Source organism: Aureimonas sp. SK2, from assembly GCF_029813115.1.
In the GTDB taxonomy this organism is placed as follows: domain Bacteria; phylum Pseudomonadota; class Alphaproteobacteria; order Rhizobiales; family Rhizobiaceae; genus Aureimonas.
The window spans coordinates 208,408-234,468 of sequence record NZ_JAPZDS010000004.1; the positions used below are offsets into that span (position 1 = coordinate 208,408).

Genomic DNA, 26,061 nt, shown 5'->3' on the forward strand with positions numbered 1-26,061 from the left:
CTTGGCGATACCGCGCCGCGGCGGGTTCACGATCGCCGCGCGACCATGTCCGGGGTCGCTCCCCCGGCAGCGCCGCCGCGTTCCACCCCTTCCTCCAGCCCCCATCCCTTCACCGCCGCGAACACGGCCGGGATGACGACGAGCGTCAGGACGGTCGACGAGACCATGCCGCCGATCATCGGGACCGCGATGCGCTGCATCAGTTCGGAGCCAGCGCCGCGGCTCCACAGGATCGGGAGAAGCCCCGCCATGATCGCGACGACCGTCATCATCTTCGGCCGCACGCGCTCGACGGCGCCGATCATGATCGCCTCGCGCAGCGCCTCCCGGTCGAAGGCCCGGCCTTCCGTCTCGCACCTTGCCCTGACCTCCGCGACCGCGTGCTGGAGGTAGATCAGCATGATCACGCCCGTCTCCGCCGCGACGCCCGACAGCGCGATGAAGCCGACCGCCACGGCGACCGACATGTTGAAGCCGAGCCACCACATCAGCCAGATGCCCCCGACAACCGCGAACGGCAGCGACAGCATGACGATCAGCGTCTCGGTCATGGACCGGAAGTTCAGGTAGAGGAGGAGGAAGATCAGGAGCAGCGTGACGGGAACGACGACCTTCAGCTTGGCCTCGGCGCGCTGGAGGTACTCGAACTGCCCGCTCCAGGCGACGTAGGAGCCGGGCGGGAACGTCACCTCCCTGGCCACTGCGGCTTGCGCCTCCGCCACGTACCCGCCGAGATCGCGCCCGGCGATGTCGACGAAGACGTAGATCGCGAGCTGTCCGTTCTCGGTGCGGATCGAGGTCGCACCGCGCGTCAGCTCGACCTTTGCCACCTCGCCCAGGGGCACCGTTCCCCCGCCGGGCAGCGCGATCTGCACGTCCCTCGCCACTGCGTCCGGATCGGATCGCAACTCGCGAGGATAGCGGATGTTGACGGCATACCGTTCGCGGCCCTCCACCGTCGTCGTCACGGTTTCGGCCCCGAGCGCCATCCCGATCGTTTCCTGAACGGCACCGACCGACAGCCCGTAGCGCCCGAGGGCCTCCCGGTCCGGAACGATGTCGAGGAAATAGCCTCCGACCACCCGTTCGGCATAGGCGCTGGACGTACCCGGCACCCCCTTCAGCACCCCCTCGATCTCCTTCGCCAGCGTCTCCATCTCGGCGAGGTCCGTGCCGAACACCTTCACGCCGACGGGCGTCCGGATGCCCGTCGAGAGCATGTCGATGCGGGCACGGATCGGCATCGTCCAGGCGTTGGACACGCCGGGGAACTGGAGCGCCTTGTCCATCTCGGCCTTGAGGCTGTCGACGGTGACGCCCGGCCGCCATTCCTCCTCCGGCTTCAGGTTGATCAGCGTCTCGAACATCTCCGTCGGGGCGGGATCGGTGGCGGTCAGGGCCCGTCCCGCCTTGCCGTAGACCGATGCGACCTCGGGGAACGACTTGATGATGCGATCCTGCGTCTGGAGGAGTTCGGCAGCCTTCGTCACCGACAGCCCCGGGAGCGTCGTCGGCATGTACATCAGCGTCCCCTCGTTGAGGTTCGGCATGAACTCCGACCCGATCTGCCGGGCTGGCCAGACCGTCACGCCGAGCGCGACGACGGCGAGGAGGATGGTCAGGGTCTTCGCCCGCAGGACGCCGCCGATGACGGGGCGGTAGACCCAGATCAGGAAGCGGTTCACGGGATTGCGGTGCTCGGGCACGATGCGCCCGCGCACGAAGACGACCATCAGCGCGGGCACCAGCGTCACCGACAGGAAGGCGGCGGCCGCCATGGCGAAGGTCTTGGTGAAGGCCAGCGGCCCGAACAGGCGCCCCTCCTGCGACTCCAGCGTGAAGATCGGCAGGAAGGACACCGTGATCACGAGGAGGCTGAAGAACAGTGCGGGTCCGACCTCGCTTGCGGCCTCGACAAGGATCTCGACCCGAGGCTTGCCGGGAGGCGCCCGCTCGAGGTGCTTGTGGGCGTTCTCGATCATGACGATCGCGGCGTCGATCATCGCTCCGACGGCGATGGCGATGCCGCCGAGGCTCATGATGTTCGACCCGAGTCCCATCAGCTTCATCGCCCCGAAGGCCATCAGGATGCCGACGGGCAGCATGAGGATCGCGACGAGTGCGCTCCTGAGGTGGAGGAGGAACACCACGCAGACGAGCGCGACGATCAGGCTCTCCTCGAGGAGCGTCCCCTTCAGGGTCTCGATGGCCCGTTCGATGAGCTGGGAACGGTCGTAAACGGGCAGGATCTCCGTTCCCGCGGGAAGGCTCGGCAGGATGGCCGAGAGCTTCGTTTTCACGTCTTCGATCACGTCGAGGGCATTGGAGCCATACCGTTGCATGACGATGCCGCTCGCGACCTCGCCCTCCCCGTTCAGCTCGGTGATGCCGCGTCGCTCGTCCGGCGTCGTCTCGACCCGGGCGACGTCGGAAAGGCGCAGCGGCACGCCGCCGGGGCTCATGAGGACGATGCTCTCGATGTCCTCCGTGCCGCGCAGGTAGCCCCGCCCGCGAACCATGTACTCGAACTCGGACAGCTCGATCGTGCGGCCGCCGACGTCCATGTTGCTCGCCCCGATCGCGTCCTTCAGCATGTCGAGGGTCACGCCCTGGCTTCGCATGCGGTTCGGGTCGACGACGACGGAGTACTGCTTCACGAAGCCGCCGACGCTCGCGACCTCGGCGACCCCGTCCGCGTCGGAGGCGGCAAACCGCACGACCCAGTCCTGCAAGGACCGAAGCTCGGCGAGCGTCCTGTCCTTGGCGACCACCGCGTACTGGTAGACCCAGCCGACGCCCGTCGCGTCCGGGCCGAGCGTCGGCGTCACGCCTGCGGGCAGGCGGCGTCCGGCGGCGTTCAGGAACTCGAGCACGCGGCTCCGCGCGAAGTAGGGGTCGGTGCCGTCCTCGAACACGACGTAGACGAAAGACACGCCGAAGAACGAGAAGCCGCGCACCACCTTCGACCGCGGCACCGTCAGCATGGCCGTCGTCAGCGGATAGGTGACCTGGTCCTCGACGACCTGCGGCGCCTGACCGGGATACTCGGTGTAGACGATGACCTGGACGTCCGAGAGGTCAGGGATCGCGTCCAGCGGCAGCGTCTTCAAGGCGTAGAGTCCGCCCGCTACGGCGAAGAGCGTGCCGACGAAGACAAGGACGAGGTTCCTCGCCGACCAAGCGATGATGCGGGCGATCATGGGCGCAGCTCCGCCGTCGGTGCAGGCCCGTCCGTCTTCGGGTCGAGGGCCGACAGGGCCGCCTTGATGTTGCTCTCGGCATCGATCAGGAAGTTTGCGCCCGTCACCACCCGGTCCCCCTCCCGGACGCCCGTCGTGATCTCCGTCGCGTCCGTCCCGCGGGCGCCGATCTCGACGGGACGCGGCTCGAAGCGCCCCTCTCCGCGGTCGAGGATCACGACCTGCCGCGATCCCGTGTCGAGGATGGCGTCGTTCGGCACGGCAAGGACCGCGCCGCCGGCCCCGGACTCGATCTCGACGTCGGCATACATGTCGGGCAGCAGGAGGCCGTCGGAGTTCTCGATCTCGATGCGAACCTTCACCGTCCGGGTCTCGGGCGAGACCTGCGGGTAGACGAGGTCGACGCGCCCCTCGAACGTTTTGCCGGGCAGCCCCCTGAAGGTGCTCCGCGCGGCGTTGCCGAGCCGGATGGCCCCGACCTCGCGCTCGGGCACGTCTGCGACGAGCCACACCCGCGAGACGTCGGCGAGCCGGAAGAGGACGTCTCCCGCTTCCGTCATCATGCCGTCGACGGCGGCCCGCTCCAGGACGAGCCCGTCCCGCGGCGCCGTCCATGTCATGGAGGGCGGTACTTTCCCTGTCCGCTCCATCTCGGCGATCGCCTCCCCCGGGGCGCCGAGGTTGCGCAGCTTCAGACCCGCGCCGCCCGACCTCGCGGCGCCGCCGCTCTTCAGCTCGATGACGTACTGCGCGCCGGCGGCGGCCATCTCGGGCGAGTAGAGGCGCACCAGCGGCTGTCCCCTTCGCACCGCCGAACCCGTGGTCACGTCGGCGACCTCCTCCACGAAGGCGTCGGCCCGCGTGGTGACGACGGAAACCATCCGCTCGTCGAGCTTCACGACGCCCGGCACCCGCAGCGGCCGACCGACGACCTGCCGTGACACCAACTCCGAGCGGACGCCCGTTCTCTGGAGCCGCCCCGGGGAGACCGTGACGACGCCCTCCTCTTCCTCGGGGCCGTCGTAGACGGGGATGTAGTCCATACCCATCGAGTCCTTCTTCGGCACCGGAGATGTGTCGGGAAGGCCCATCGGGTTGCGGTAGTAGAGGACCCGTTTGGCCGGGGCCGTGTCGCCGAGCGCCGGTGCGGCGCCCGCACCGGCGCCCGCGGCGACGGCGCCCGGCGCCGCATCGTCGCGGACGGGCACGAAGTCGCGGCCGTCCGCCGTCTTCCGCGGCCCGGCCGAGTAGGTCGGCTTGCCGTCGGGATCGCGCCAGTAGAGGGCGCGCTTCTCCGGCGCCACGCCGACGGGCCCCGCGGCGGTCATTCCCGCCGCCTCCGCGCGTCCGGCCGGAACCGGCGGCGTCCGCGGCAGGCCGAGCGCCTCCCCGAGCCGGGCGGCCGTCAGCCCGGCCTGTCCCGCTTGGTAGCCTCCGGCACCCGCCGCGACGGCGACGAGGGCGAGGCCGACGATGGCCGTCCGCATCACTCGGCCGCCTGGAGGACGACCTCGTCCCTGAGGGTGCCTTCCTCGCCCTGGACCTTCGCCCCGAGCGAGATGCGCCAGCCGCCGTCCATGACGAGGGCGACCCTGAAGCGGTAGACGCCGGGCTCGTCCGACGGAAGCGCCTCGATGGGCGTGGTCATGGTCTCCATGCCGTCCGGCGCCATGTCTGCGCGGGTCTCGAAGACGATGGCGTCGGGAACGGACTTTCCCGTCCTCCTGTCGACGAGGCGTACGGCCACGACGGCGTCCTTCCCCGACTTCACCTTCGGGTCGACGAGCTGGAACTCGTAGTCGGTCATCGCCGCGATGGCGGAGGTCCCCGCGCCGAGCGACAGGAGGGTCGCGACGGCCGCCGCGGCGACGCGCATGCTGGTCTTCTTCATGTGTTCGGTTCCCGATCGATCCCCGTCCGCGGCCCTGCCTGCGGCGGGATGGCGAAACGCCATGCGTCAGCATCGGCGCGGATCGCTCCGCACCGCCGTAACGGCGCCACGGCGCCGGCCGATCGGTCAGGTTCTGGGAGGTCGGGGCGGCGGCGCGCGGGCGATCGAGACCAGCCTCCGGACGCCCGGCAGGCCGAACGACGGTTCCGACGCCCGGGGCGGCCCGAGGCCCGACGCCGATGCGGGGCCTGCGGGGATGCACTGGGAGGTGCAGGCCGCCATCGCCGGGCATGCGGACTTGCCGCAGCCGTCCTTCGACGGGGCCGGGTCGTCGGGGCAGCAAGGCATTCCGGCCTCGGCCGACATGCCCTCCATGCCAGCCATGTCCCCCGTTCCGCCCATGTCCGCGACGGCGGGCCGCTCGGAGCGGATGTCCGCGACCGTCCGCGTCGCATCGGCGTAGGCCATGGCTTCGCCCATCGGCATCAGGGCCAACGCGGCGACGACCAAGGTCGCGAGTACGGTCTTGAGGCGGGACGTTCTGCTCACGGGGCAGTGATGCCACGTCGCGGGCCGCCGGGAAAGGTGCACGCGAAGGACGCGACGCCTTCACGCACCACCGCGTCCGGGATCCGTGCCAGCCGCGACGCCTTGCGCCGCGCCGGGACAATTGAGACGGCTCGAATTCGAACGATTTCCTTCAGCCCATACCCATCGCCCGGGCCCATGCTCCCTCGGAGGCAACGACGGGACATCGAACATGGCGAACGGAGTGGAAGGCGGGGCGGCGGCGGGGCAGCGGCGCAGGCGCGTCGCGGTGGCGGCCGCGGGCCTCCTGGGTGTCCTTGCCCTCGGGGCCGGGGCCACGTTCGCGGCGCCCTCCATCGTGGCGGCGTTCGGGGCCGGGGAGACGGCCGCCGCCGAGACCGCGGCCGCGCCCGCGCTGCCGGACGTCCTTCCTGCCGAACCCCGGCCGGCCGGGCCGGCCTCGGCGGGCGACTACCGGATCGTCTTGGTCGGCGACGGCGAGGCCTTCCTCGCGACCGCCTCGAACCTCATCCGCGTCAAGGTGGGCAGCCACGTGGCAGGCCTCGGTGAGATCGTCTCGATCGTCCCGTCCCCGACGGGAGGCGCCGTCACGGGATCGCTCGCCACACTCAGGACGACCTGAGGGAAGCCCGGACCGGACGCGAAACGGCGCGATCCGGACGGCACCCCGCGGCAGGTCGGGGTCTTCACGCCGCATGCCCTGGCGCTTGCGCCTCCAGTGACCGCGGGCGACGGAAAGCAGCCGGGCACGGCCGCCCTTCCCATGTGCGAGGGCCGCGGGCAGGAAGGCCGGCAGGACGGACGCGAGCGGGCGGCGAACTTCATGCGCGCGTGCTCCCACCGGGACCCGCCGTCGACATCCGTCCCGCACGCGCCGGGCGCGGCATCGCAGCGCCGACGGCCCATGGCGCCCCTTTACCCTTCGCGTACGATCGGGCACCGTCCCCGTGTCGCCCGCGCCAGCGCGCATGTCCCCGCTCGGATGCCCGCCCATCCGTTCAGGTGAAAACGTGCGCCCGACACGGAACATTGTTCCCTCCGAGGGAATTTTGGCGTTGTGCCCTGTGGGGGAACCCTATATCGATATGCGTGTCATCTCCAAGAAGACGCTGAGGGAGTTCTGGGAGTCGGAGCGCAAGCACGCCGTCTCGCAGGGGCCGCTCGAGGCATGGCACCAGGAGGCGTCGGCGTCGAGCTGGCAGCACCCGAACGACCTGAAGGCCACCTACAAGAACGCGAGCGTCCTCAAGGGCGGGCGCGTCGTCTTCAACATCAAGGGGAACGACTACCGCCTGGTTGTCGAGATCAACTATGCGGCGCAGATCGTGTTCGTCCGCTGGGTCGGCACGCACGAAGACTACGACGAGATCGACGCGGAGACCGTCCGATGCACGTGAAGCCCATCAAGTCCGAGAGCGACTACGAGACCGCGCTGGCGCGGGTCGGCGACCTCATGTCGGCCGAGCCGGGTTCGCCGGAGTTCGACGAGCTGGAGGTGCTGTCCACGCTGGTCGAGGCGTGGGAGGCAAAGCACCACGCCATCGCGCATCCCGACCCGATCGACGCCATCGCCTTCCGCATGGAACAGGCGGGCCTTCGCCAGCGCGACCTCGTGCCGTACATCGGCAGCGCCAGCAAGGTGTCCGAGGTCATGAAGCGCCAGCGCCCTCTGACGCTCGCCATGATCAAGAACCTCCACTCGGGTCTCGGCATCCCGGCCGAGGTTCTGCTGCGCGAGCCGGCGCGCGGCCCCGGCAAGGATGCCCTGGACCCGGCGCGGCTGCCGTGGGGCGAGATCGTGAAACGGGGGTGGCTCCCGGGCTTCACGGGCACCACGCGGGAGGCCAGGTCGCGTTGCCACGAGCTCGTGGCTTGCCTCGTCCCGCAGTCGGCGAACTCCTGCCTCCAGCCCGCCCTGTACCGCAGGTCCATCCGGGGCGGTGCCGCCATGGACGACCACGCCGTCACGGCGTGGACGTCGCGGATCGTGTCGCTGGCCTGCGCGCAGACGCTGCCCGGCAGGTACGAGCGCGGCATCGTCGACGGTGCCTTCGTGTCCGGTCTCGTGCGCCTCAGCTTCCTCGACGACGGGCCGCGCCTCGCCCGCGAGTACCTCGGCAAGCACGGCATCCACCTCGTCGTCGAGAGGCACCTACCGAAGACGAGGGTCGACGGCGCCGCCACCCTGCTTCCCGACGGCTCCCCGGTGATCGGGCTGTCGCTGCGGTTCGACCGCCTCGACAATTTCTGGTTCTGCCTCGCCCACGAACTTGGGCACGTCGCCCTGCACCTCGGCGAGGGTGGGGACGAGTGGTTCGTCGACGACCTGGAGGCCGAGGCCGAGGGCGGGGAGAGGTCCCGCGAGGCCGAGGCCGACGCTTGGGCCAGCGAGGCGCTCATGCCCGCCGAAACCTGGGCCGGCGTAGGATCCGTCCGACGCGAGGCGGAGGTTCGGGCGTTGGCGCGCAAGCTGTCCGTCAGCCCGGCCATCATCGCGGGCCGCGTCCGGTTCGAGCAGCGAAACTACAAGCTGCTCAACGATTTGGTCGGTCAAGGCGAGGTGCGCCGCCAGTTCGGCGTCGCCTGAGGCCGAAAGCCCCCGAACGGCGCGGTCAGTGCCTCTCGTGAAAGCACTCGCCGTGATCGCCGAGCACCTCGATCACGCGGCACTGCGCCACGGAGTGGTTCGAGCAGTCAGTCATGCGGGCGACCTCGGCCCGCAGCGCCGTCAGTCGGGCGATCTTGTGGTCGATGTCGGCAAGGTGGGCGGTCGCGATCCGGTCGGCGCTCTCGCAGGGGCCGTCCGGCTCCCCCGCCAGCGCCAGGAGTTCGCGGATCGGCTCCATCTCGAAGCCGAGCTCACGGGCATGCCGGATGAAGCGGAGGCGCCGCAGGTCGCCCGCGTCGTAGAGGCGGCGGTTGCCCTCGGTCCGCGGCGGCGCGGCCAGGAGGCCGATCTGCTCGTAGTATCGGATCGTCGGCACCTTGATGCCGCTCGCCCGCGAGGCCTCGCCGATGGACACGCCGCCCGTCATTTTTTCGCTTGCTCCTCTAGCCACTAGAGGAAGTAGGCCTCTCCCGGGAACGATGCAAGGAGAGCGCCATGAGCACGGTGGCGAACGAGAGCCGCTTCAGGGTCACGGGCATGGACTGCGCGGCCTGCGGCAACAAGGTGGAAACCGCGATCCGACGGCTGCCCGGCGTCGAGGGCGTTGCCGTCTCCGTATCGACGGGCACGGTGAAGGTCCGCCACGCGGAGGACTTCGACACTGCCGCAGTCACGCGGCAGGTGCGGAACCTCGGCTACGGTGCCGAGACCGCGGACGGAGCGGACCCGGTGCCGGGGAAGCCGCACGACGATGACGGCCACGACCATGCGGGCCACTCGCACGACGACCCCGTCGAGGTCGGCGTGCCCTGGTGGCGAACGGGCAAGGCACGGCTGACGGCCGCCTGCGGCGCCGCGCTGCTCGCCGCCTACGTCCTCGGCCACCTCGTGCCCTTGCTGGAGCGTCCGGCGTTCCTCGCCGCGCTCGCAGTCGGTCTCGTCCCCGTCGCCTGGCGAGCCATCACGGCGGCCCGGTTCGGCACCCCGTTCTCGATCGAGACGCTGATGTCGATCGCCGCCATCGGCGCCGTCTTCATCGGGGCCGAGGAGGAAGCGGCGACGGTCGTGCTCCTGTTCCTGGTCGGCGAGATGCTGGAGGGGCTGGCGGCGAGCCGCGCCCGGGCGAGCATCCAGGGCCTCACCGCCCTCGTGCCGAAGACGGCGCTCGTCGAGAGGGACGGCCAGACCACCGAGGTGCCCGCGGAGAGCCTCGCGGTCGGCGCCACCATTCTCGTGCGCCCCGGCGACCGCATCCCGGCCGACGGCTCGGTCGTCGAGGGATCGGGCGAGGTCGACGAGGCCCCGGTCACGGGCGAGAGCGTGCCGAAGCACAAGGCGGTCGGCGACCTGGTGTTCGCCGGGACGGTCAACGCTGGCTCCGTCCTGCGGGTGCGCGTCACGGCCGCGTCCGCCGACAACACGATCGCGCGCGTCGTCCGTCTCGTGGAAGAGGCACAGGAGTCGAAGTCGCCGACGGAACGCTTCATCGACCGCTTCTCCAAGGTCTACACGCCCGCCGTCCTCGTGGTCGGGCTCCTCGTCGCCGTCGTGCCGCCGCTGGCCTTCGGATCCGACTGGAACGAATGGATCTACAAGGGCCTTGCCATCCTTCTGATCGGCTGCCCCTGCGCGCTCGTCATCTCGACGCCCGCCGCCATCGCGGCCGGCCTGTCGGCGGGCGCCCGGCGTGGCCTCCTGATGAAGGGCGGCGTGGTGCTGGAGACGCTCGGCAGGATAACCGCCATCGCCTTCGACAAGACGGGGACGTTGACCGGGGGCAAGCCCGTCGTGACCGACGTCGTCGCCATCGGCCGCCCCGCGCGGGACGTCATTTCGCTCGCGGCTGCGCTCGAGAAAGGATCGAGCCATCCATTGGCCCTCGCCATCCTCGACCGCGCCAAGGCCGACAAGGCCCCCGTGCCGCCTGCCTTCGACGCAAACGCCGTCCCCGGAGAGGGCGTCGAGGGCAAGGTCAGCGGCGAACCCGTGTTCCTCGGCTCAGCCTCGGCCGCCGGGCGCCGCGTGCCTCTCGGCGACGAGCGGGTGGCCGCGATCGGGGCGCTGAACGCGCAGGGCAAGACCGTGTCGGTCCTCCTCGCCCGGAACGGGGTCGCGGGCTACATCGCCATGCGCGACGAGGCCCGTCCGGACGCGCGTGCCGCCCTTGCCGCGATGAAGGCGGACGGCATCCGCGCCGTCATGCTGACGGGCGACAACCGCACGACGGCCGAGGCCGTCGCGGCGGGCCTCGGCATCGAGGCGCGGGCGGAACTCCTGCCGCAGGACAAGCAGCGCATCGTGCGCGAACTCCAGGGCGAAGGGTTCGTCGTCGCAAAGGTCGGCGACGGCATCAACGACGCCCCGGCGCTGGCGGCGGCCGACATCGGCATCGCCATGGGCGGCGGCACCGACGTGGCGCTGGAGACGGCGGACGCGGCAGTGCTCCACGGCCGCGTGCGGGACGTGCCCGACATGATCGCCCTGTCGAAGGCGACCATGGGCAACATCCGGGCGAACATCGCGATCGCCCTCGGCCTCAAGGCGGTGTTCCTCGTCACCACCGTCCTCGGCATCACGGGCCTCTGGCCGGCGATCCTCGCCGACACGGGCGCGACCGTGCTTGTCACCGCGAACGCGATGCGCCTGCTTGCCTGGAGTCCGCGGTGAGCGGGACCCTCGAGGACACCCCGTGGCCCAAGCCGTCGGTCGTGCCCCCGGCCACCGTAGCCCGGCTTGCGGGGGCCGTGGTGCCGTGTCTCGGGAGGCCCACCTCCTTCGGGACCTCTCTCGACGTCGGAGGCAGGCGCGCTGGCCCGGAGGCGGCCCTGCGGACGCGTTGAGCGGTCGAACGGCAACGGGCGGGCCCTCCCGGTTCCAAGCTCGGCCGCGAGGCCCGGCCCGGCGTGTCACGCCGCGCCTGCGAGCGCCTCGGTGAAGATCGGCAAGAACGGACGCGCCGCCGCCGCGGCCGAGGGCGGGGGATCGTCGTCCCGATCCGTCCAAGGCGTCGGCGCGCGGCGCACCGGCCTCGCGACGAGACGGTTCGTCCGCCGTGCCGCGAACCTGCCGGCCGTCCAGGATCCCGGGCGATCCCCCTGTCCGTCGAGCGCCGTCAAGGCCTCGAGGATGTCATCGATCGAAACCACCGCGCCGCTGCCGAGACGACGGAGCGACGGCTTGTTCTCCACGGCCCGGCGGTCCGACGCCCACGAGGCGAGGAGCATGCGCTTCTGGCCCTTGGTGAGTCCGGCCGCCGAGACGACCTGGTCGGGATGGTTGCGCCATTAGGTAGCAAGCGCCACCAAGAGCCCGTTCGGCGCGTTGGGCCAATGGTTGGAAACTGCTCCGTAGACCGCTAGAATGGTCATCATGAACAGACTCGCTGCGGTCAACAGGCAACGAACCGAGCAGCGCCGACAACTGGCGCTCGACCTCGCGCGCCGCGTGACCGATGCCGCCGCACGACAGGGCATCGGGATCGACCTCATCGGTTCGCTGACCCACGGGGATTTCGGATTGCACTCCGACGTGGACCTGTTCGTGCATGGCGACACGGATCCATCAAGGCGCGTTCAAGTGGAGCGGCTTGTGGCGACCGCATTCAGAGGTGCCGAAATCCCCTACGACATCGTCTATGCATCCGACCTCACCGCCGCTCGCACGCAGGAATTCCTTGGTGGTTGAGTTCCGGTCCGCTGTCTTCGCCAAGCTGTCGATGAAGGTCGAGCGTGCGGATGGCGAGTTGCGCAACTTGACGAAGCATGCCTTCGATCGTCGGCTGGCAATCATGTCGGATGATTGGGAGGCAACTACCGCTGCCTCATTGGGCGTCCACAACATCTACAACGGCATCGAGGACATCCTGAAGGCTGTCGCCAAGGACGTCGACGGATCGGTTCCGACCGGAGGGTCGGAACATCAGGACATCCTAGACCAGATGGCTGCACCGATCCCCGGCTTGAGACCCGCTCTCCTGTCGGCGGACCTATACCGGAATCTCACCGAACTCAAAGGTTTCAGACATCTGGTTCGGCACCGCTACGGCATCGAAATGTCCGGGGCGAAGGTACTCGAGAACGTCGAGCGGATGCAGCGAGCATTCCCATCGTTCGTTGAAGCCTTGGTCGATCTGGAACGCGAATTGACGAGTGATATTGGCGACGCGGATGACCTCGCCAACTGAGTTGGTGGCGTTTGCTACCCAATGTCGGATGGTTGAAGATGACGTCTCCGGGCACCGGGGAGCCCCCGAAGCTTGGGGGCAGTCCGTCGTCGATCCGCCCAGTGTCGGTTTCGCATGAGGTTTGCATAGCCACATCCTCCATCGAGCAACATGGATACGCTGCGCCGCCGCAAGACGTGGCGACGGCACAGGCCCGTCTCCAGCGAGCCGGACAACGGTCGATTTGGAAACCGACGACCGCGACGTCAAGTCGACTGGCGCCGAGGTCAAGCATGCCTTTGGCTGTCGGGATCCATCCCATGTTTGCCCAGGAGCAAGACAACGCCCACGGCAACCATCGACAGCGCAGCCAAAGTGACGAGCGTCGCGTGCGAGCCCATGCGGGCGATCAGCACCGCCCCGACGGTCGGCGCCAGCGCCTGCGCGACCTGCGCGGGGCGCGCCAGCCGACCCATGACGCTCGCGTAGCCGACCGGACCGAACAGGGCCAGCGGCACCGTCCCGCGGGCGATGGACAGGATGCCGTTGCCCGCTCCGTAGAACACCATGGCGGCGGCGACCGGGAGCAAGTCGAATGCGAGCGCGCAGACGCCGACGGCGGTGAGCGCGACGGCGGCCCGCATCGTCCACAGCGGGTGGTGCCGCCCGCGCCCGGCCATCTCGAGGATGCGGGCGCCGACCTGCGAGGGGCCGACCATCGCGCCGAACGCCACGGCCGCCGCGAGCGTCTCGCCGCGGGCTTGGAGTAAAGTCAGCAGGTGGACGGAGACCAAGCCGAAGATCGTGCTGCACAGGACAAGGACCCCGACGAGCAGCAGGAAATTCCGGCGCTCCCCGTCCGACTGCGCGAGGGGCTCGTCGCGCCGCGGCAACAGGGAGGCCGAGCCCGTCCCGGCGGGTACGAAGAGCAGGGCCAACGGAAGCGTCACGCAGACGTGGAGCGCGGCGTAGGCGAGGCAGGCGCCGCGCCAGCCGACGTGCTCGACCATGAACACGGACAGCGGCCAGCAGACGGTGCTGGCGAAGCCGCCCCAGAGGGTCAGCGTCGTGATGGCGGAGCGTGCGTCCGACCCGTAGAGGCGTCCGAGCGTCGCGAAGGCCGGATCATATAGCCCCATGCCCATTCCGAGGCCGATGATGACCCATCCGGCGATGAAGGTGGGCAGGTTCGGCGACAGGCCCAGGACAGCGAGCCCGAGCGCCAGCAACAGGGCACCCGTTGCCAGCACGGGCCGCCCGCCGCGCGCGGAGATGGTCGCGCCGACCCGGGGAGAGGCCGCGGCTGAGACGAGGAGGCCGACGCTGACGCCGCCGACGACCCATGGAAGGGGCCAGCCCGTGTCCCGCGAGATGTAGCGCGCAAAACCGAATGGCCTCGCGCGCAACTTCGGATGGCAAGAGTTTCGGATGAACCTCAAAGGGGGATTGAAGGCCCTGTGATGATCAGTTCACCCACCCTCACGGGATCCTTCCGCCCGACCGTGTAGGTCGTTTCGGCCGTCTCCATCGACAGGCCGGCGAAAACCTCGCGTACCTCCGGTCTGTCGTTGATCGACAGCAGGAAACTGCCCCTCAACGTCCGTAGGCGATCGGCCAAGAGAGCGAACTGATCGCGGCCGAAAGCGTCCTTCCCGTAGTCCCCTTCTGAGCCGTAGTACGGCGGGTCGAGGTAGAAGAGCATGCCCGGCCTGTCGTACCGACGCAGGAACTCTGACCAGTCCAGCCGCTCGATGACGACGCCGGCAAGGCGCTCGTGGATCGCCTCCAGGATGGGAGCCAGCTTCGTGACGTTGAACCGCGCGCCTTGTGCCGGATCCACGCCGAAGGTGCGGCCGGCGACCTTCCCGCCGAAGGCAAGGCGCTGGAGGTAGAGGAAGCGCGCGGCGCGCTCCAGGTCTGTGAGCGTGTCCGGATCGGTCGCGGTCAGACGGTCGAACTCCCGACGGCTGGAGATTTGGAAGCGCAGCATCTCCATGAAGTGGGTGTAGTGGCGCTGGAGGATGCGGAAGAAGGTTGCGACGTCCCCGGAGCGGTCGTTGATCGCTTCGAAGCGAGGCTGACGCGAGCGGCGCAAGAAGACGCCCCCCATTCCGACGAAGGCCTCCGCATAGCCGTCATGAGGAATACGATCGATGCGCTCGATCAGGCGGCGGGACAGGTTGCGCTTGCCGCCGATGTAGCCGGCAGCTGGGGCGGCCGGGGCAACTGGCCGATGGTCCTGGTTCATCAATGAAGCCTTCAGACGTTTGGGCCACCTTCGTCCGGCTGCGAGAGCGGCAGCGGCGGGGCGGCGACATCTGTGGTGCGCGTCGTGCGGGGTCTGCCTGCAAGCTTAGGCCCCGTAGTCGGTTCATTCCGGCCCCCGCCACACTACGGCGGAGGTGCAGTTTGAAGGGCGAGAGCCGCCTACAGCAGCGCCCATGCGACCGCGGCCCAGAACGGCGCGACGATCAGGAGTCCGATGAGGATGCCGCGCGCGAGCGCGATCGGGCATTCGGGGTCACGCATGAGAGCCTCGTGCTTCTGGAGGGAAAGGGCGCTACTGGAGGCGCGGCCCGGCGGCTTTGAAAAGATGCTCGTTCGGGAGGCGATCGGCCGTGCCGCCTGTGTGCGCCAGGAAGCCAACGGCCCACCGGAAGTCGTCATCCGAAACGACCGCATCGACCGCGAGGGATCATCGAACGCGCAAGATGGTCAGCGCTGTCGCCATGACCGTCAGATCCATGTCGGTGTAGCCGAACATGCGGATACGCGCGCCGGCTGTCACAGACATGTGGACCACGTTCATGATGCCGTTTCGGCTCGGATTGGTCCCTGTCTCAGTCCCCTTCCAGAAGAACGAAGGGGAGTCCTCATTGACGATGTCGATGCCAATCCCGTGCGATGTGCTGGGCGAGCCATCGAACACACGATATTTCCCGATGCACTGGTAAAGCCCGTCCTCGGGCACAACGTAGTGCCCGTCCCCTGCGCTCCAGGCATTTCGGTTGTCGGCAACCACGGACATGGGGAGAGTGGCGAACTGACCGGTGGGCAGCAGCTGCGGCATCGCGCCAAAGAGCGGCCATGCGCCAATGAAGGCCGGCCAGTTCGCCACGCTCTGCGCGTCGAGCTGAGATTTGGTCGCCGGCTCATGTGGCAACGTCGCGCTGGGAAGGCGGAGTATCCGGGTGACCCCGCCGTAATCCTGATCCGAGAGAACGTCCATCAGGCCGTAACCGTCACTTCAAAGCTGTTGGTCGCCGGGGCCTGCGCGAAGATCAGCCGCACCGTGTTCGTGTCGATCGCCCGGCTCTCGACATGCACCTGGTCGTAGTTGCCGGACGTGCGTCGCACCGAGACCTGGACGCGTCGCGTCGCGAAGTTGTGCACGACGTCGTACTGCGTCGCAGCCCCGTCCCCGATGATGCCGGCTGCCGCCTTGCGGGCGTAGGTTGAGCCTTTGAGCGTGGCGGGAGTGACAGCAAGGTTGGTCGCGGTGCCTGCATCAACCTCGGCCTGGGTGGCGATCTCGATCAGGCCAGCCGTCGCATCCGTTGCCAGCGGGGCGGCCGTGCCGAAGGCGGCGAAGTTGACCGCGCCCGATCCGATCGTGAAGTTGACCGCCGTCTGGCGAAAGGTCGAGTTGGCGCTGGTGCCCTCTTCCACAGAGACCGTGGCCTGCTCCAGCTCGTCCGCCGTCGAGGCGTCGGCGGAACGCGTCAGGGGCGTCGCCGCGCCGTTCCAGACGTAGATGCCGTTCTCCGACGCGGTGGTCTGCGCCCGGACGAGCACGCGGTCGCCGACGGCGAGGCTGATGCCGTCGATCGAGGCGCCAGGGCTGGCGATCGAGATGTTGCCCTGGGTGGCGACGCGGACGGAATCCTTCCACGACAGGCCCTCCACCGCTGCGTCGAGCTGCGCCTTGGTGATCGGCTCCTGCGGGTCGATCGCGTTCGGCAGGTTCTGGATGCGGGCAACGCCCTTATGGTCGAGATGGGATAGCACGTCCATGGCGGACTCCTTCAGACGAGATGCGCCGAGCCGGCGGTTGGGAGGAGGAAGACGACAGTCAGCACGTCGTCCGACAGATGCCGGACGTCGGCGCGCATCTCGGCGCCCCCCGTCGACAGGATCGTGACGGACGGGCGAAAGCCGAGGTTGTGGGCGATGGTCCACACCGTTGTGGGGGTGGCCTGGACGTGATCGTAGAAGGTGACGCCGTCGCCCGTCGCGCCGGGACCACGCGGCCCTGGAACGCCCGCCACAAGCTGAACTGGAATTGGCGTGGCGCCGTTCGGGCTGATCGTGATGGACTTCGAGGTTGCCGGTGAGATGGAGATGGCGCTCATTGGCGCGGCCTCGTCGGCAACAGGACAACGGGCACCGTCACGATGACACCGACCGGATATTCCTCTCCGCCGCGCTCGATGACGAAGTTCGTGATGGCGGTTGACTGCGCTAGCCGGATCATCGCGTTCGTTTGTTCGGCCGTGAGCTGGAGATACAGCCGGTCTCTGTCGATCGTCGCCTCGGCAGTGGCCAAGGGCACCGGATCGCTGGCGAGCAACCGAAACTCGGCATGAACGAGGTCGCCCGGCTTGAGGTAACCTGGCGGGAAATCGAACGCCTGGGACCAAGGAAATCCGACCGCGATTGGATTGTTCGTCATGCGGCGTTCCTAGTCTCGATCGTGGTGAGCCAGCCCGCGCCCTCCGGCTCGATGTCGTGGACGACCGAGACGGCCTCCCAGGTGACGTTGTCGATGTCCGGACCGAACCCCTGCGGGCGAACGGGCGAGCCGGCGACGGCGTAGGGCTGGCCGGCGCTCTGGAAGAGGCCGCTCGCGGTTTCGGCGTCGAGGCGCTGGGCCGCGGCCGAGGACATGGCCTTGGCGAGCTGCTCGGAGCCGACGATGTGCGGCAGGGCGAACCGCGCCGCGCCCCGGCCGAGCGCCTTCAGCGTGTCGAACGGCCGGCCGGCGGCCGGGTCGAACCAGGGCGTCGTCACCTCCGCGAATCCGTATCGGGGCGTCAGGTCGACCTGGAAAAAGGTGTTCGGATCGAACGGGATCACGATGTCCTGGAGGCGCGAGCCGCCCGGCGTCTGGAACGATCCGCGCCGGCGGGCGGTCAGCGCGCCGGCCTGCGGCTTGATGATGGCCCCCAGCTCCTCGGCGATGTCGGTGACGAAGCCGATCGCCGACTGCTTCCACCGCAGAAGGTAGCCGCCGGCGAGCGGGATCTTCGCGATCTCGGGGTCGATCGAAGCATCGAGGCCGACCCGGCCGGCCATCGTGCGCAGAACGTCGCCATAGGTCTTGTGGCCCGTCTCCTCGTCGAAGTGCTCGCTGTCGACTCGTTTCAGGCTGTCGTTGAAGTCGGCCGCCTCGCAGACGAGCTGCGTCTCCTGGCCGGTCTCGGGCGAGCCGGCGTAGAGCACCTGCATGAACTTGTAGGTGCCGGTCATGACCGCGCCGGCCTCGTCCCAGCCGACATGGATCTGGAACACGGTCCCGGCCGGGGGCGCGGCGCGATAGGGTTGGGTGCGGCGCAGGCGGATGATCGCCCGGTCGATCTCCCCCTCCATCAGGTCGGTGATCTGGACGCCGACGAGGTCGCGGCCGAGCCGCTCGCCGATGTTGGTGTCGCCCGGACCGGTGATGCGCAGATAAGGCTTGCGGAAAGCCATGGGTCAGATCCAGGGCCGGACGGTCTCGGCCGCCTCGGCCGTTACGGTTTCGGGAACGATCATGCGGGTGCCGGCCGGGATCTCGGCCGGCATGGCGGCGAAGGATGGATTGGCCTCCAGGAGCGCCTCGACCGTCCCGCCCGTCTCGGCCCCATAGGCCGTGCGCGCGATGCGATCGAGGCGATCGCCTTTCGGTCCGACGACGGCGATGCGGCGGCCCATCAGAAGTCCCCCAGGTGGACGAGGTCGAGCTCCACGCTCACGATCCGGCCGACGCCGTCGAGCGGATGCGCCTTCACTTCCTCGACGAACAGGTTGCGGATCCCGACGCGGCCGATGCGCTTGGCGGCGTAGTTCGCGCCGAGGCGCATGTATTCGACGGGCTCCAGCGCCTCGTGGTGCCGGCGGAGCCAGTCCAGGGCGTCGAGGCCGCCGAAGACGTGCGGGGCCGTGCGCGCCTCGATCAGGTGACGCTTCTCGCCCCGGCCGGTGACCTGATAGTCCATGCCGTCCCAGGTCGGTGCGCCGGGGAAGCGCGCCTCGCTCTCGGTGGACAGGCGCTGCGGGTTGAGGCCGATGACGCGCAGCTGGGCGCGGCCGATCTGGGCGAGGACGTCCATGCTCATGCGGGCTGCACCATCGTATCGTGCATGGCGCCCGATTCCGCGAGACGGATGGCGCGATGCTGCTGCCGCATGGACCGCTCGGCGGCGAGCCGCGCGTCGAAGCCGCCGCGGATGTTCTGCGTCAGGTTGATGGTCGGCGCTCCACGGCCCCGACCGAGCGACGCCGTGGTTGGCATCGGTTCCTCGGTGGCTGTTGCCGGGCGCGGTGTCGGCTTCGGGAGGCGTCCCGCCGGCAGCTCACCGGTCGCAGCCGCGATGGCATCCTGGCCGGGCTTGATGCCGGTCCACTCGAAATGCATCGCGTCCTTAGTGCGCTTCCAGTCTCCGCCCCAAGAGAGCCCGTGCTTGGCGGCGATGTCGGAGACATTGGCCGGCATGTCGGTGACCAACTGCCGACCCATTGGGTTGCGGTTCCAGTTGATGTCGATCGCGTTGCCATAGGCATGCTGCGACAGGCCACCGCCGCCACGCTTGTTGCGATGGTTGTAGCCCCCCGATGTCTTGGGATCGATCGCGTAGCCGCCTGCTTCCAGCTCATTCACGAAGCCCTGGAAGCTCTCGGCAGCCGCGGCGTGAACCTGGAACTTCGCGCCCCCCGGCGCCTGGATGGTGACGAGATTGGATCCGGGCGGACCATGCTGCCCGCGCATGTAATTCGCGGACCCTCGCCGTACCTCACCAGCCACTCCGTCGCCGACGCTCTTGGCGCCAAACTGCTGGGCGAAGCCGCGTGCGTTGGCGAGCCGCGTGCCAGCGGAATCGTCGCCGAAGCGGACGTAATCCTTCAGGGCGCCAGAGGCCTCCTCAATCGTCGTTGCCGAGCGAAACCGGGCGGAGCGCCGGCGCTCGTAAGGATCGGTGCGCATCTCGTGCCCGACAAAGGCGGCCTGGACCTTCCGGTCCTGCCAGTTCATGCCGCGCTCGGCGGCGAAGCGCTTGAGGTTCTCCAGCCGGTTGCCCCGCCACTGAAGAAGCCCGCCGGCCCCTTCCTTGGCGTTCCAGGACGCCGGGTCGAAGCTCGACTCCTGCTGCATGTGGCCGAGAAGGGCCATCGCCTGCGCGTCGTTGAAGTCGGCCGAGAGCACGTCGTAGACCTCGCCCGCCGCGCCGCCGGGATTGCCCGTCACATTGACGCGGCCACGTGGCGAGCCGACGCCCGCAGCGGCACCAGCGCCCGGCGGGAGATTCGCCATGCCGTCCATCATCGGCGCACCGCCGGAATAGGCGCTGCGGAAGCCGCCGCCCGTGCCGCCGACGCCCCCGCCGCGCCCGCCGAGCGAGGCGTTCCAGAGCCGGGGCTGGCCGTCGCCGCTCCGGAACGAGATGGGGTTCAGGCCGCCGGTGCCGGCGTCGCCGAGCTTCTTCTCCAGATCGCGGATCGCTTGGGTCAGCGACTGGATCCGGGTCTCCAGCTCGGCCGTCGACTGGCCAGCCGCCTTGCCGGCCTCGGCCGCGCCGAGGTCGGTGCGAAGGCCCCCCATCAGCTCGTCGTAGCGATTCTGCTTCACCGACAGGCGGCTCTCGGCCATCCAGTTCCGGCTCCGGCCGGACGAGGCGATCGCCGCGCGCTCGCGCGCGATCTCGCCCGCGAGCTGCTCGGCCTCCGCCTTGCGCGCCTCGATGTCCTCGGCGCTTGGCTGGTCGCCGCGGTTGGTCGACTGCCACAGCCAGGCCAAGGGCGACTGCGCCTGGAGGACGCGTTTGATGCCCTCCCAGGCGCCACCCTCGTTGAACCCTTGGGCGATGTGCGCCGCCCCTCGCATGGCATTGGTCGACGCTCGACCGACGGCTGCGGAACCGGGGTTCAAAGCCTCGCCGATTTCGACGCCGGCGGCCTCACGCTCGGCTGCGCGGCGGTCCGCCTGACCGGACGGGGTCGCCTGCATGTACTGATAATCGCGCTCCCCCGTCCCGGCCGACTGTGTCCGTAAGGCGGTGCGCATCTCGTCCAGTTCGCCACGGTTCTGGATCAGAGCGCGAGCGGCGTTCATCGCCTGCTGATCGCCAAACAGCTGCCCCAGCTTAACGGGATCGCCGTTCGTCAGACGGCGCGCCTCATCCACGACTGCGAGAACCGGGTTCTCTCCCTTGCTCTGCGCCTCCTGAAGGATGCGCGGCAGGTTGCTCCGCTTGTCCTTGAAGTTGGAGATCGTCTCTGGACTGGTGATCGACGCGAGGAAGTTCGTGAGGTTGGTCGCGGCTTCGTCTTCCGTGCCCGTGTTCTTGCGCACTATCTGCATCATGGCGCTGGTGTCTGCGACGCCGGACAGCCCTTTGATGCCAAGCGCCTTCATCTGCGCGCCGATCTGCGGAAAGTTCCGAGCCTGGGCTTCGACTTCAAACGCCCCCAGCTTCCCGCCCTTCGCGATGATGTCGTATGCAGCGGCGAGATCGGCTCCCGTGAGGCCCATGCTCTCCATGACCGAGCGGCCGGCCTGGGCGATCACCTCGGGATTGGCTCCCGAGCCCACGGCCGTTCGCAACGTCGACGGCAGCGCCGCTCGCTGCTGCTCCAGCGACATGCCGCCGGCCGTGAAAACCTGCCGAGCCCCTTGGATGCCGGCCTGTTCGACACCGTAGGTTCGCCCGAGGGCCTTGTTCTCGTCGATGAGACCCTGGCGAACCTTCGGATCATATGTCTCCGCCGTCAGCGCAGCCTGCGCCGCTGCGCGGTCGACCGAGCGAAACCCCTGCTCCAGACGCGACAGGCCGGAGATGACCTGGTCGACGCTGGCGAAGGCGGCGATCGCCGTGAAGGCGCGGCCGGCCGTGCCCGCCAGGAGACCCGCCGCGGCGCTGGTCTCCTCCAGCGGGCGCTTCGCGCGTCCCGCCTCGCGGAGCTTGCGCTCCAGCTCTCCCACCTTCGTCGTGGTGGTCGCCAGCTCGCTCCGGAGCTTGTCGAACTTCTCGCGGTCCACCGCCTCGATCGCCCGGCCGACGTCGCGCACGGCGCGCTCGACGCCGTCGATCTTGGTGATGGCGAGGCCGAAGTTCTTGCCGAGGCGCTCGGCGCCGCCGTTGGTGCCGAGGCGATCGGCGGCGCGGGCGAGCTCCTCGATGTCCTTCTCGGTGCGCTCGGCGACCTTGCCGGCCTGCGCGAGGTCGCGGCCCAGCTCGTCGGCGCCGCGCGTCTGACCCAGCTTGTCGGCCGCGCGGCGCAGCTCCTCGACGTCGCGCTGGCCTTCCTGGAAGCCGACGCGCTCGAGGCGCATGCGAAGGGAGACGTCGAGCGGATCGGACACGTCAGGCCTCGGTCAGGAGGCCGGCCACCGCGCACCATTGCAGGAGGTCCGGCCAGGGGCGTTCCAGGAGCCAGGGCATCGGGGTGGACGAGGCCCTGGCGAGGCGCAGGATCAGGGTGCGCCATTCTCCGGGGTGGACGGCGAGCCGGGGTCCGCCGGCTTCAGGTAGCGGGGCAAAAAACCGTAGGCCACGTCGGTGACGCGGTCGCCGTCCTCTCCGGGCAGCGCGCGGACCACCTCGGTCGGCAGGCCCGTCATGGCGCCGTAGAAGACGTAATTGTCGATCCGCCCGCCCAGCGCCGTGATGATCGAGCCGACCTCCGACACGAGCAACGGACGCACGCGGATCTCGCGGACCTCTTCGCCTTCCAGGCGAAAGGGATAGCGGAGCTGGACGGTCTCGCCCGGCGGGCCGTCGAGGAAATCGAGGACGGCCACCATGGGCGGCAAGGCCGGGATCGTGGGCGGGGGCAAAGGCGCCGTCGGCTCGGCGGCCGGCGAATTGATCAGCGCCTCGGCCAGATCGGGCGGCGGCAGGGGGAAGTCGACGCCGGGCGTGACGGTGAGGCCGGGCGAGAGTTCGGGTGCGCTTTCCATGGTGGACCTTTCCAGAAAAAAGGGCGGCCGCCGGGAGAGACGGCCGCCCAGGCGCGGAGCCGGCGGGAGGAGGCCGGCGCCGATCAGCGGGCGAGGATGCGGTTCGCTTCCCCAGTGATGTCCTGGCCGTCGACCACGAGGATGTTGCGGCGGAAGTCGAAGCGGTGAATGACGCGGCCCTCGACCATATCGAGGTAGCGCCAGACCGAGCCGCCGGCGTAGCGCGTGACGCCCGGCCGCTTGCCGACGATGCGCGGGTTGGACACGCCATTCAGAAGGCCGGTGATCATCACCACGCGGCCGAAGTTCTGGTTCCGGTCGATGTCCTTGGTGCGCTCGTAATAAACGAAGTTCGTCCAGTCGCCCGCCTCGCGGCCGAAGCGCGACCGGACGTCCTCGTGGGAGCCGGTCAGCGCGATCTCGAAGGACAGCGCCGCGACCTCGGTCGGCAGGTCGAAGGCGAAGAAGCCGCCGGCGGTCACCAGCTGCTCGGTGTTCATCCGGAGATCCGGCAGGCCGCATTCGGCGATGCGGTGCGCCTGGTTGATCTCCTGGATGTACCAGTTGCCGCCGTGGATGATGCGATCGGTCATGGGGTCCTCGGGGTCGGCGGCGGCGTCAGGCGACGAAGCGCAGGTTGGGCGAGCCGAGGCTCTCGATCGCAGTGCGGATCTGGCCGGTCAGGACGTCGTAGGCCTCCGGCTGCGGCTCGGTGTAGAGGCCGAGGTCGATGAGGTCCGGGGTCTCCTCGAAGCGCAGCTTCAGCTTCAGCGCGCCCTTCCGGAGCGAGCCGTCCTGGTTGAGCTTGCGGTCGAAGATCACCTCCGAGCCCTGGATGATCGCGCCGACCGACTGCGGGGCGGCGAGCGCCTCGTCCAGCGTGCGGAACAGGAGCGTGACGAGGTGCGGCCCGAGATCCTCGGAATTGTAGGCCCGCAGCTGCCGGATGAAGCTCTTCTCGATCGCGCGCCGCGTGCGGATGCGCTTGATCGAGCGGTAGCCGACCGTCGTCGGATCGGTCGCGGTCGTGAAAGGCGCCCAGAGAAGGTTGTTCTCGATGAACGTGCCGACGCCCCGGAAGTTCAGGAAGTTGGCGTCCCCGTCGGTGCGGCCGTCGTGATAGGTCACGCGCTGCGACAGACCGCCGAGCGCGAGGCTCGCCCGGTTCCAGGCGGCCTTGTAGGGGTTGCCCACCGCCTTGTCGCGCTTCACCGTCATGGCGGCGACGATCGGCGAGGCCGGGCGCGTCACGTAGGACCCGTCCAGGAAGACCTGGGCCTTCGGATACATCGCGACGAGGTTGTAGACGGCGGCGAAGTCGGACGCGTAGGCGGCGGCCGCCTCGCGGTTCGTGTCCGGCGTGTCGACGATGCCGAGGCAGTCGATGATGATGTCGGACACGGCCGACATCGCGAGCGCCACCGGGTTCTTGGCGTTGCCGGGGCGCTGCGAGGTGAAGCCGGGCTCGATGATGATGCCCGGCTCGATACCGATGTCAGCCTTGGCGTTCAGAAGGCCCCAGACGCCGGTGCGCAGGGCCGCGTCGCCAGCGACCGCGCCGAGCTGCTCCTCCGGATCGGACTTGGTGGCCGCCCGCACGAAGGCGATGTCGGTGACGATCCCCTCCATGAGCATGGTGCGCACCGTGTCGTAGGCGATGCCGGGGCCGAGCTTGGCGAGCTGGACGGGGTCGTCCATCGACAGGCGGACGCACTGCCCGACCGGAAAGGCCGCCTCGTTGCCGGCGGCGATGTTGGGCAGCGGCAGCGACATGCCGATGGCCGTGGAGTCCCGGACGTCGAGCGCGACCGTCGTGTTGCGCAGGTCGGAGAAGACGCGGACGCCGACGTGGTCGGTGGTGTTGGACATGCAGGAAGGCTCCGCGGGCTGACACGTGTCATCGCCAACCTACGGTCGCGCATGCGGGAAGAGCGGGCTGACAGGTGTCAGCCCCGCGCGGGAAATTTCGAGGGGACGCGCCATCGTGCCCGCTGCGGCCGGGCGGGGCAATCCTTCAAAGGCGGTTGGAAGGCTCTTTGCGCGCCTGCCATTTCCGCTTGAGCCAGCCGTAGGGCTTGCCCAGCACGATCACGCCGGCCGCCATCGCGACGCCCATCAGCGGCCAGACGTGCCCGACGCAGGATCCGAGCGCCAGGTGGCTCGCGAGGTCCAGCGCCGAGGCGTCGTGCGCCGCGCAGCAGGCCGACCAGTCCAGGCCGAACAGGCGGTCCGGCCAGAGGGAGCAGTGGTCTACCGGGCCGGCCACGTCTCGAAGACCTCGTCCGCCTGCGCCTGGGAGATGTGGCCGAGAGCCACCATGGCCCCGATACCCTGCCGGGTCGACGGATGGTCGCGCTGTATCTGGCTGTAGAACCGATCGAGAGCGAACCAGAAGTCGGTCATCTGGGGATCGTCGGAGGCCGCGCGGATCTGCGCGACGGTGGCGCCGGTCGACAGCACCAGGTCGAGGAACTCGCCCTTGCCGAGGACCTCGGGAACGGGAGGGGTTAGGGCCGGCAGCGCAGCGATCTCCTCGGCCGTGAGATCGCGTAGGTTCGGGACGGCCGCGACCGTGCGCGCCTCGGCGTCGAGGGTCAGGGCGTAGCTGCCGTCCTCGATGCGGGCACGCGGATCGAACGCGACCGGCTCGATCGCGACCGGCCAGTACCCCACCCCTGCGAACTGAGCCGGCACCGGATCGAGCGCCTTCGGCAGATCGGCGAGAGCCGTCGTGGTAAGGTTCTCGATCTCAAATGGCAACGGTGCCGGCTGCGACGCCGCGAGGGTCTTCAGGTCGACTCGTGCGAACACTTTTCAGTCTCCTCTCATGTAGGCGAACCCGCTTGTGCCTGAGCCGCCGGAGGTCCCACTACCGGACCCCGTTGGGTCGCCTTGCCCACCGCGCCCATAGCCCTGCGACCGGTTTCCGGTGCCAGGATTCGCAGCACCGTTCCCTGAACCCTGCGGCCCCCCAGGCTGCCCTCCCTGAGCGCCCCCAGCATTGGGGCCGAACCCTCCTGGGAAAGACACGACCGTCCCGGTCACCTGTGCCGCCTGGACTGCCCCGCTCAGGGATCCGCTAGAGGTCTGACCATTCGGAAGAGAGGCAACTCCTCCCTGCCCGCCCGAGACGTTGTTGACGGTGCCGCCGTACCCGCCTCGAGCATCAGCAAGGAGCGTCTCCGCCCCGCTGGCATCGGTCATGAACAGCTTGGTCGTTCCCGCGACCATAATCTGTGGGTTTTGTCCGTAGACTCCCCCAGGAACCGGCTGACCGATCAAGACCCCGATCACACAGGGTCCAGTCACAACTCCAGTGAAGGTCGTGCAGGCTCCACCGCCACCGGGCCCACCGCCAGTGCCATAACCACCGCCGGCGCCCGGCCCTCCGGGGCCGTATAGCTCGGCGTAGAGGTTGATGCTCTGGCCTGCGGCGAGGACGATAAGACTGTCGGTGTTCTCGTTGGCAACGGCGAAGCCTGACTCCGCCTGCTT

Annotated in this window: 26 protein-coding genes and 1 pseudogene; 6 read left to right on the forward strand and 21 right to left on the reverse strand. The window is 69.1% G+C overall.

What is annotated here, in order from left to right:
• Positions 1 to 26 precede the first annotated feature (26 nt).
• From O5O54_RS07280 to O5O54_RS07295, 4 genes are all read right to left on the reverse strand, one after another.
• The gene (locus tag O5O54_RS07280; RefSeq protein WP_279480194.1) at positions 27 to 3,200 is read right to left on the reverse strand and encodes a CusA/CzcA family heavy metal efflux RND transporter; all 3,174 of its coding nucleotides are present in this window, start codon (positions 3,198 to 3,200) and stop codon (positions 27 to 29) included.
• Positions 3,197 to 4,690 (reverse strand): efflux RND transporter periplasmic adaptor subunit, encoded by a 1,494-nt coding sequence (locus O5O54_RS07285; protein ID WP_407061669.1) that lies wholly within the window; start codon positions 4,688 to 4,690, stop codon positions 3,197 to 3,199. The genes O5O54_RS07280 and O5O54_RS07285 overlap by 4 nt, the downstream gene beginning before the upstream one ends.
• Positions 4,687 to 5,091, reverse strand: a complete 405-nt coding sequence (locus tag O5O54_RS07290) for a FixH family protein (RefSeq protein ID WP_279480199.1) — start codon at positions 5,089 to 5,091, stop codon at positions 4,687 to 4,689. The genes O5O54_RS07285 and O5O54_RS07290 overlap by 4 nt, the downstream gene beginning before the upstream one ends.
• Before the next feature lie 126 nt (positions 5,092 to 5,217).
• Positions 5,218 to 5,640 carry a hypothetical protein gene (locus tag O5O54_RS07295; protein ID WP_279480201.1) on the reverse strand — a complete coding sequence of 141 codons (423 nt, stop codon included), beginning with the start codon at positions 5,638 to 5,640 and terminating at the stop codon, positions 5,218 to 5,220.
• Between the two features lie 211 nt (positions 5,641 to 5,851).
• On the opposite strand from O5O54_RS07295, the gene O5O54_RS07300 reads away from it, so the two are divergent.
• The 3 genes from O5O54_RS07300 to O5O54_RS22355 all read left to right on the forward strand — a co-directional run bounded on the left by O5O54_RS07300 (position 5,852) and on the right by O5O54_RS22355 (position 8,227).
• Positions 5,852 to 6,262 carry a hypothetical protein gene (locus O5O54_RS07300; RefSeq protein WP_279480203.1) on the forward strand — a complete coding sequence of 137 codons (411 nt, stop codon included), beginning with the start codon at positions 5,852 to 5,854 and terminating at the stop codon, positions 6,260 to 6,262.
• A gap of 463 nt (positions 6,263 to 6,725) precedes the next feature.
• Positions 6,726 to 7,037: a type II toxin-antitoxin system HigB family toxin gene (locus O5O54_RS07305; protein ID WP_279480205.1), complete on the forward strand. Its 312-nt coding sequence runs from the start codon at positions 6,726 to 6,728 to the stop codon at positions 7,035 to 7,037.
• On the forward strand, positions 7,028 to 8,227 hold the full coding sequence (locus O5O54_RS22355) for an ImmA/IrrE family metallo-endopeptidase (RefSeq protein WP_347814873.1): 1,200 nt from the start codon (positions 7,028 to 7,030) through the stop codon (positions 8,225 to 8,227). Before O5O54_RS07305 ends, O5O54_RS22355 begins: the two co-directional genes overlap by 10 nt.
• 25 nt (positions 8,228 to 8,252) lie before the next feature.
• On the opposite strand, the gene O5O54_RS07320 is transcribed toward O5O54_RS22355, so the two are convergent.
• A complete protein-coding gene (locus tag O5O54_RS07320) occupies positions 8,253 to 8,675 on the reverse strand; it encodes a helix-turn-helix domain-containing protein (protein WP_279480208.1) in 423 nt (140 codons plus the stop codon).
• Between the two features lie 68 nt (positions 8,676 to 8,743).
• Between O5O54_RS07320 and O5O54_RS07325 the strand changes: the two genes are divergently transcribed.
• The gene (locus O5O54_RS07325) at positions 8,744 to 10,915 is read left to right on the forward strand and encodes a heavy metal translocating P-type ATPase (protein WP_279480210.1); all 2,172 of its coding nucleotides are present in this window, start codon (positions 8,744 to 8,746) and stop codon (positions 10,913 to 10,915) included.
• Between the two features lie 239 nt (positions 10,916 to 11,154).
• Here the strand turns inward: O5O54_RS07325 and O5O54_RS07330 are convergent, their stop codons facing one another.
• Complete coding sequence (locus tag O5O54_RS07330; protein WP_279480211.1) at positions 11,155 to 11,472, reverse strand: hypothetical protein; 318 nt, start codon at positions 11,470 to 11,472, stop codon at positions 11,155 to 11,157.
• Between the two features lie 145 nt (positions 11,473 to 11,617).
• Here O5O54_RS07330 and O5O54_RS07335 point away from each other — a divergent pair, with 145 nt between their 5' ends.
• Both O5O54_RS07335 and O5O54_RS07340 read left to right on the forward strand, forming a co-directional pair.
• Entirely contained in the window at positions 11,618 to 11,932 is a 315-nt protein-coding gene (locus O5O54_RS07335) for a nucleotidyltransferase domain-containing protein (RefSeq protein WP_279480213.1), read from the forward strand.
• On the forward strand, positions 11,925 to 12,431 hold the full coding sequence (locus tag O5O54_RS07340) for a hypothetical protein (protein WP_347814874.1): 507 nt from the start codon (positions 11,925 to 11,927) through the stop codon (positions 12,429 to 12,431). The genes O5O54_RS07335 and O5O54_RS07340 overlap by 8 nt, the downstream gene beginning before the upstream one ends.
• Before the next feature lie 266 nt (positions 12,432 to 12,697).
• Here the strand turns inward: O5O54_RS07340 and O5O54_RS07345 are convergent.
• The 15 genes and pseudogenes from O5O54_RS07345 to O5O54_RS07415 all read right to left on the reverse strand — a co-directional run.
• Positions 12,698 to 13,804, reverse strand: a pseudogene (locus O5O54_RS07345) (MFS transporter); the annotation flags it as partial.
• 41 nt (positions 13,805 to 13,845) lie between these two features.
• Positions 13,846 to 14,658 carry a DNA adenine methylase gene (locus tag O5O54_RS07350; RefSeq protein ID WP_279480217.1) on the reverse strand — a complete coding sequence of 271 codons (813 nt, stop codon included), beginning with the start codon at positions 14,656 to 14,658 and terminating at the stop codon, positions 13,846 to 13,848.
• 447 nt (positions 14,659 to 15,105) lie between these two features.
• The gene (locus O5O54_RS07355) at positions 15,106 to 15,639 is read right to left on the reverse strand and encodes a hypothetical protein (protein WP_279480219.1); all 534 of its coding nucleotides are present in this window, start codon (positions 15,637 to 15,639) and stop codon (positions 15,106 to 15,108) included.
• Positions 15,639 to 16,424, reverse strand: coding sequence for a hypothetical protein (locus O5O54_RS07360; protein ID WP_279480221.1), 786 nt, complete (start codon positions 16,422 to 16,424; stop codon positions 15,639 to 15,641). The genes O5O54_RS07355 and O5O54_RS07360 overlap by 1 nt, the downstream gene beginning before the upstream one ends.
• An 11-nt stretch (positions 16,425 to 16,435) precedes the next feature.
• Positions 16,436 to 16,762 carry a hypothetical protein gene (locus O5O54_RS07365; RefSeq protein ID WP_279480222.1) on the reverse strand — a complete coding sequence of 109 codons (327 nt, stop codon included), beginning with the start codon at positions 16,760 to 16,762 and terminating at the stop codon, positions 16,436 to 16,438.
• Entirely contained in the window at positions 16,759 to 17,082 is a 324-nt protein-coding gene (locus O5O54_RS07370) for a hypothetical protein (RefSeq protein ID WP_279480224.1), read from the reverse strand. The genes O5O54_RS07365 and O5O54_RS07370 overlap by 4 nt, the downstream gene beginning before the upstream one ends.
• A complete protein-coding gene (locus O5O54_RS07375) occupies positions 17,079 to 18,101 on the reverse strand; it encodes a hypothetical protein (protein ID WP_279480226.1) in 1,023 nt (340 codons plus the stop codon). The genes O5O54_RS07370 and O5O54_RS07375 overlap by 4 nt, the downstream gene beginning before the upstream one ends.
• A gap of 3 nt (positions 18,102 to 18,104) precedes the next feature.
• A complete protein-coding gene (locus O5O54_RS07380) occupies positions 18,105 to 18,323 on the reverse strand; it encodes a tail protein X (protein WP_279480228.1) in 219 nt (72 codons plus the stop codon).
• The gene (locus O5O54_RS07385; RefSeq protein ID WP_279480230.1) at positions 18,323 to 18,727 is read right to left on the reverse strand and encodes a hypothetical protein; all 405 of its coding nucleotides are present in this window, start codon (positions 18,725 to 18,727) and stop codon (positions 18,323 to 18,325) included. Before O5O54_RS07385 ends, O5O54_RS07380 begins: the two co-directional genes overlap by 1 nt.
• Positions 18,724 to 21,969, reverse strand: coding sequence for a phage tail tape measure protein (locus O5O54_RS07390; RefSeq protein ID WP_279480232.1), 3,246 nt, complete (start codon positions 21,967 to 21,969; stop codon positions 18,724 to 18,726). The genes O5O54_RS07385 and O5O54_RS07390 overlap by 4 nt, the downstream gene beginning before the upstream one ends.
• A gap of 111 nt (positions 21,970 to 22,080) precedes the next feature.
• Entirely contained in the window at positions 22,081 to 22,566 is a 486-nt protein-coding gene (locus O5O54_RS07395) for a hypothetical protein (protein ID WP_279480234.1), read from the reverse strand.
• An 83-nt stretch (positions 22,567 to 22,649) separates the two neighbouring features.
• Positions 22,650 to 23,159 carry a phage major tail tube protein gene (locus tag O5O54_RS07400; RefSeq protein WP_279480236.1) on the reverse strand — a complete coding sequence of 170 codons (510 nt, stop codon included), beginning with the start codon at positions 23,157 to 23,159 and terminating at the stop codon, positions 22,650 to 22,652.
• Between the two features lie 25 nt (positions 23,160 to 23,184).
• Positions 23,185 to 24,435 (reverse strand): phage tail sheath family protein, encoded by a 1,251-nt coding sequence (locus O5O54_RS07405; RefSeq protein WP_279480239.1) that lies wholly within the window; start codon positions 24,433 to 24,435, stop codon positions 23,185 to 23,187.
• A 145-nt stretch (positions 24,436 to 24,580) separates the two neighbouring features.
• Positions 24,581 to 24,832: a hypothetical protein gene (locus tag O5O54_RS07410; protein ID WP_279480241.1), complete on the reverse strand. Its 252-nt coding sequence runs from the start codon at positions 24,830 to 24,832 to the stop codon at positions 24,581 to 24,583.
• Positions 24,817 to 25,377 (reverse strand): hypothetical protein, encoded by a 561-nt coding sequence (locus O5O54_RS07415; RefSeq protein WP_279480245.1) that lies wholly within the window; start codon positions 25,375 to 25,377, stop codon positions 24,817 to 24,819. Before O5O54_RS07415 ends, O5O54_RS07410 begins: the two co-directional genes overlap by 16 nt.
• Positions 25,378 to 26,061: the final 684 nt, after the last annotated feature.

Bases quoted from the DNA above. Each gene is read 5' to 3' on its own strand.
- O5O54_RS07280 (WP_279480194.1), bottom strand. From the start codon at position 3,200: ATGATCGCCCGCATCATCGCTTGGTCGGCGAGGAACCTCGTCCTTGTC.
- O5O54_RS07290 (WP_279480199.1), bottom strand. From the start codon at position 5,091: ATGAAGAAGACCAGCATGCGCGTCGCCGCGGCGGCCGTCGCGACCCTC.
- O5O54_RS07300 (WP_279480203.1), top strand. From the start codon at position 5,852: ATGGCGAACGGAGTGGAAGGCGGGGCGGCGGCGGGGCAGCGGCGCAGG.
- O5O54_RS07305 (WP_279480205.1), top strand. From the start codon at position 6,726: ATGCGTGTCATCTCCAAGAAGACGCTGAGGGAGTTCTGGGAGTCGGAG.
- O5O54_RS22355 (WP_347814873.1), top strand. From the start codon at position 7,028: ATGCACGTGAAGCCCATCAAGTCCGAGAGCGACTACGAGACCGCGCTG.
- O5O54_RS07320 (WP_279480208.1), bottom strand. From the start codon at position 8,675: ATGACGGGCGGCGTGTCCATCGGCGAGGCCTCGCGGGCGAGCGGCATC.
- O5O54_RS07325 (WP_279480210.1), top strand. From the start codon at position 8,744: ATGAGCACGGTGGCGAACGAGAGCCGCTTCAGGGTCACGGGCATGGAC.
- O5O54_RS07330 (WP_279480211.1), bottom strand. From the start codon at position 11,472: ATGCTCCTCGCCTCGTGGGCGTCGGACCGCCGGGCCGTGGAGAACAAG.
- O5O54_RS07335 (WP_279480213.1), top strand. From the start codon at position 11,618: ATGAACAGACTCGCTGCGGTCAACAGGCAACGAACCGAGCAGCGCCGA.
- O5O54_RS07350 (WP_279480217.1), bottom strand. From the start codon at position 14,658: ATGAACCAGGACCATCGGCCAGTTGCCCCGGCCGCCCCAGCTGCCGGC.
- O5O54_RS07355 (WP_279480219.1), bottom strand. From the start codon at position 15,639: ATGGACGTTCTCTCGGATCAGGATTACGGCGGGGTCACCCGGATACTC.
- O5O54_RS07360 (WP_279480221.1), bottom strand. From the start codon at position 16,424: ATGGACGTGCTATCCCATCTCGACCATAAGGGCGTTGCCCGCATCCAG.
- O5O54_RS07365 (WP_279480222.1), bottom strand. From the start codon at position 16,762: ATGAGCGCCATCTCCATCTCACCGGCAACCTCGAAGTCCATCACGATC.
- O5O54_RS07370 (WP_279480224.1), bottom strand. From the start codon at position 17,082: ATGACGAACAATCCAATCGCGGTCGGATTTCCTTGGTCCCAGGCGTTC.
- O5O54_RS07375 (WP_279480226.1), bottom strand. From the start codon at position 18,101: ATGGCTTTCCGCAAGCCTTATCTGCGCATCACCGGTCCGGGCGACACC.
- O5O54_RS07380 (WP_279480228.1), bottom strand. From the start codon at position 18,323: ATGGGCCGCCGCATCGCCGTCGTCGGACCGAAAGGCGATCGCCTCGAT.
- O5O54_RS07385 (WP_279480230.1), bottom strand. From the start codon at position 18,727: ATGAGCATGGACGTCCTCGCCCAGATCGGCCGCGCCCAGCTGCGCGTC.
- O5O54_RS07395 (WP_279480234.1), bottom strand. From the start codon at position 22,566: ATGGAAAGCGCACCCGAACTCTCGCCCGGCCTCACCGTCACGCCCGGC.
- O5O54_RS07400 (WP_279480236.1), bottom strand. From the start codon at position 23,159: ATGACCGATCGCATCATCCACGGCGGCAACTGGTACATCCAGGAGATC.
- O5O54_RS07405 (WP_279480239.1), bottom strand. From the start codon at position 24,435: ATGTCCAACACCACCGACCACGTCGGCGTCCGCGTCTTCTCCGACCTG.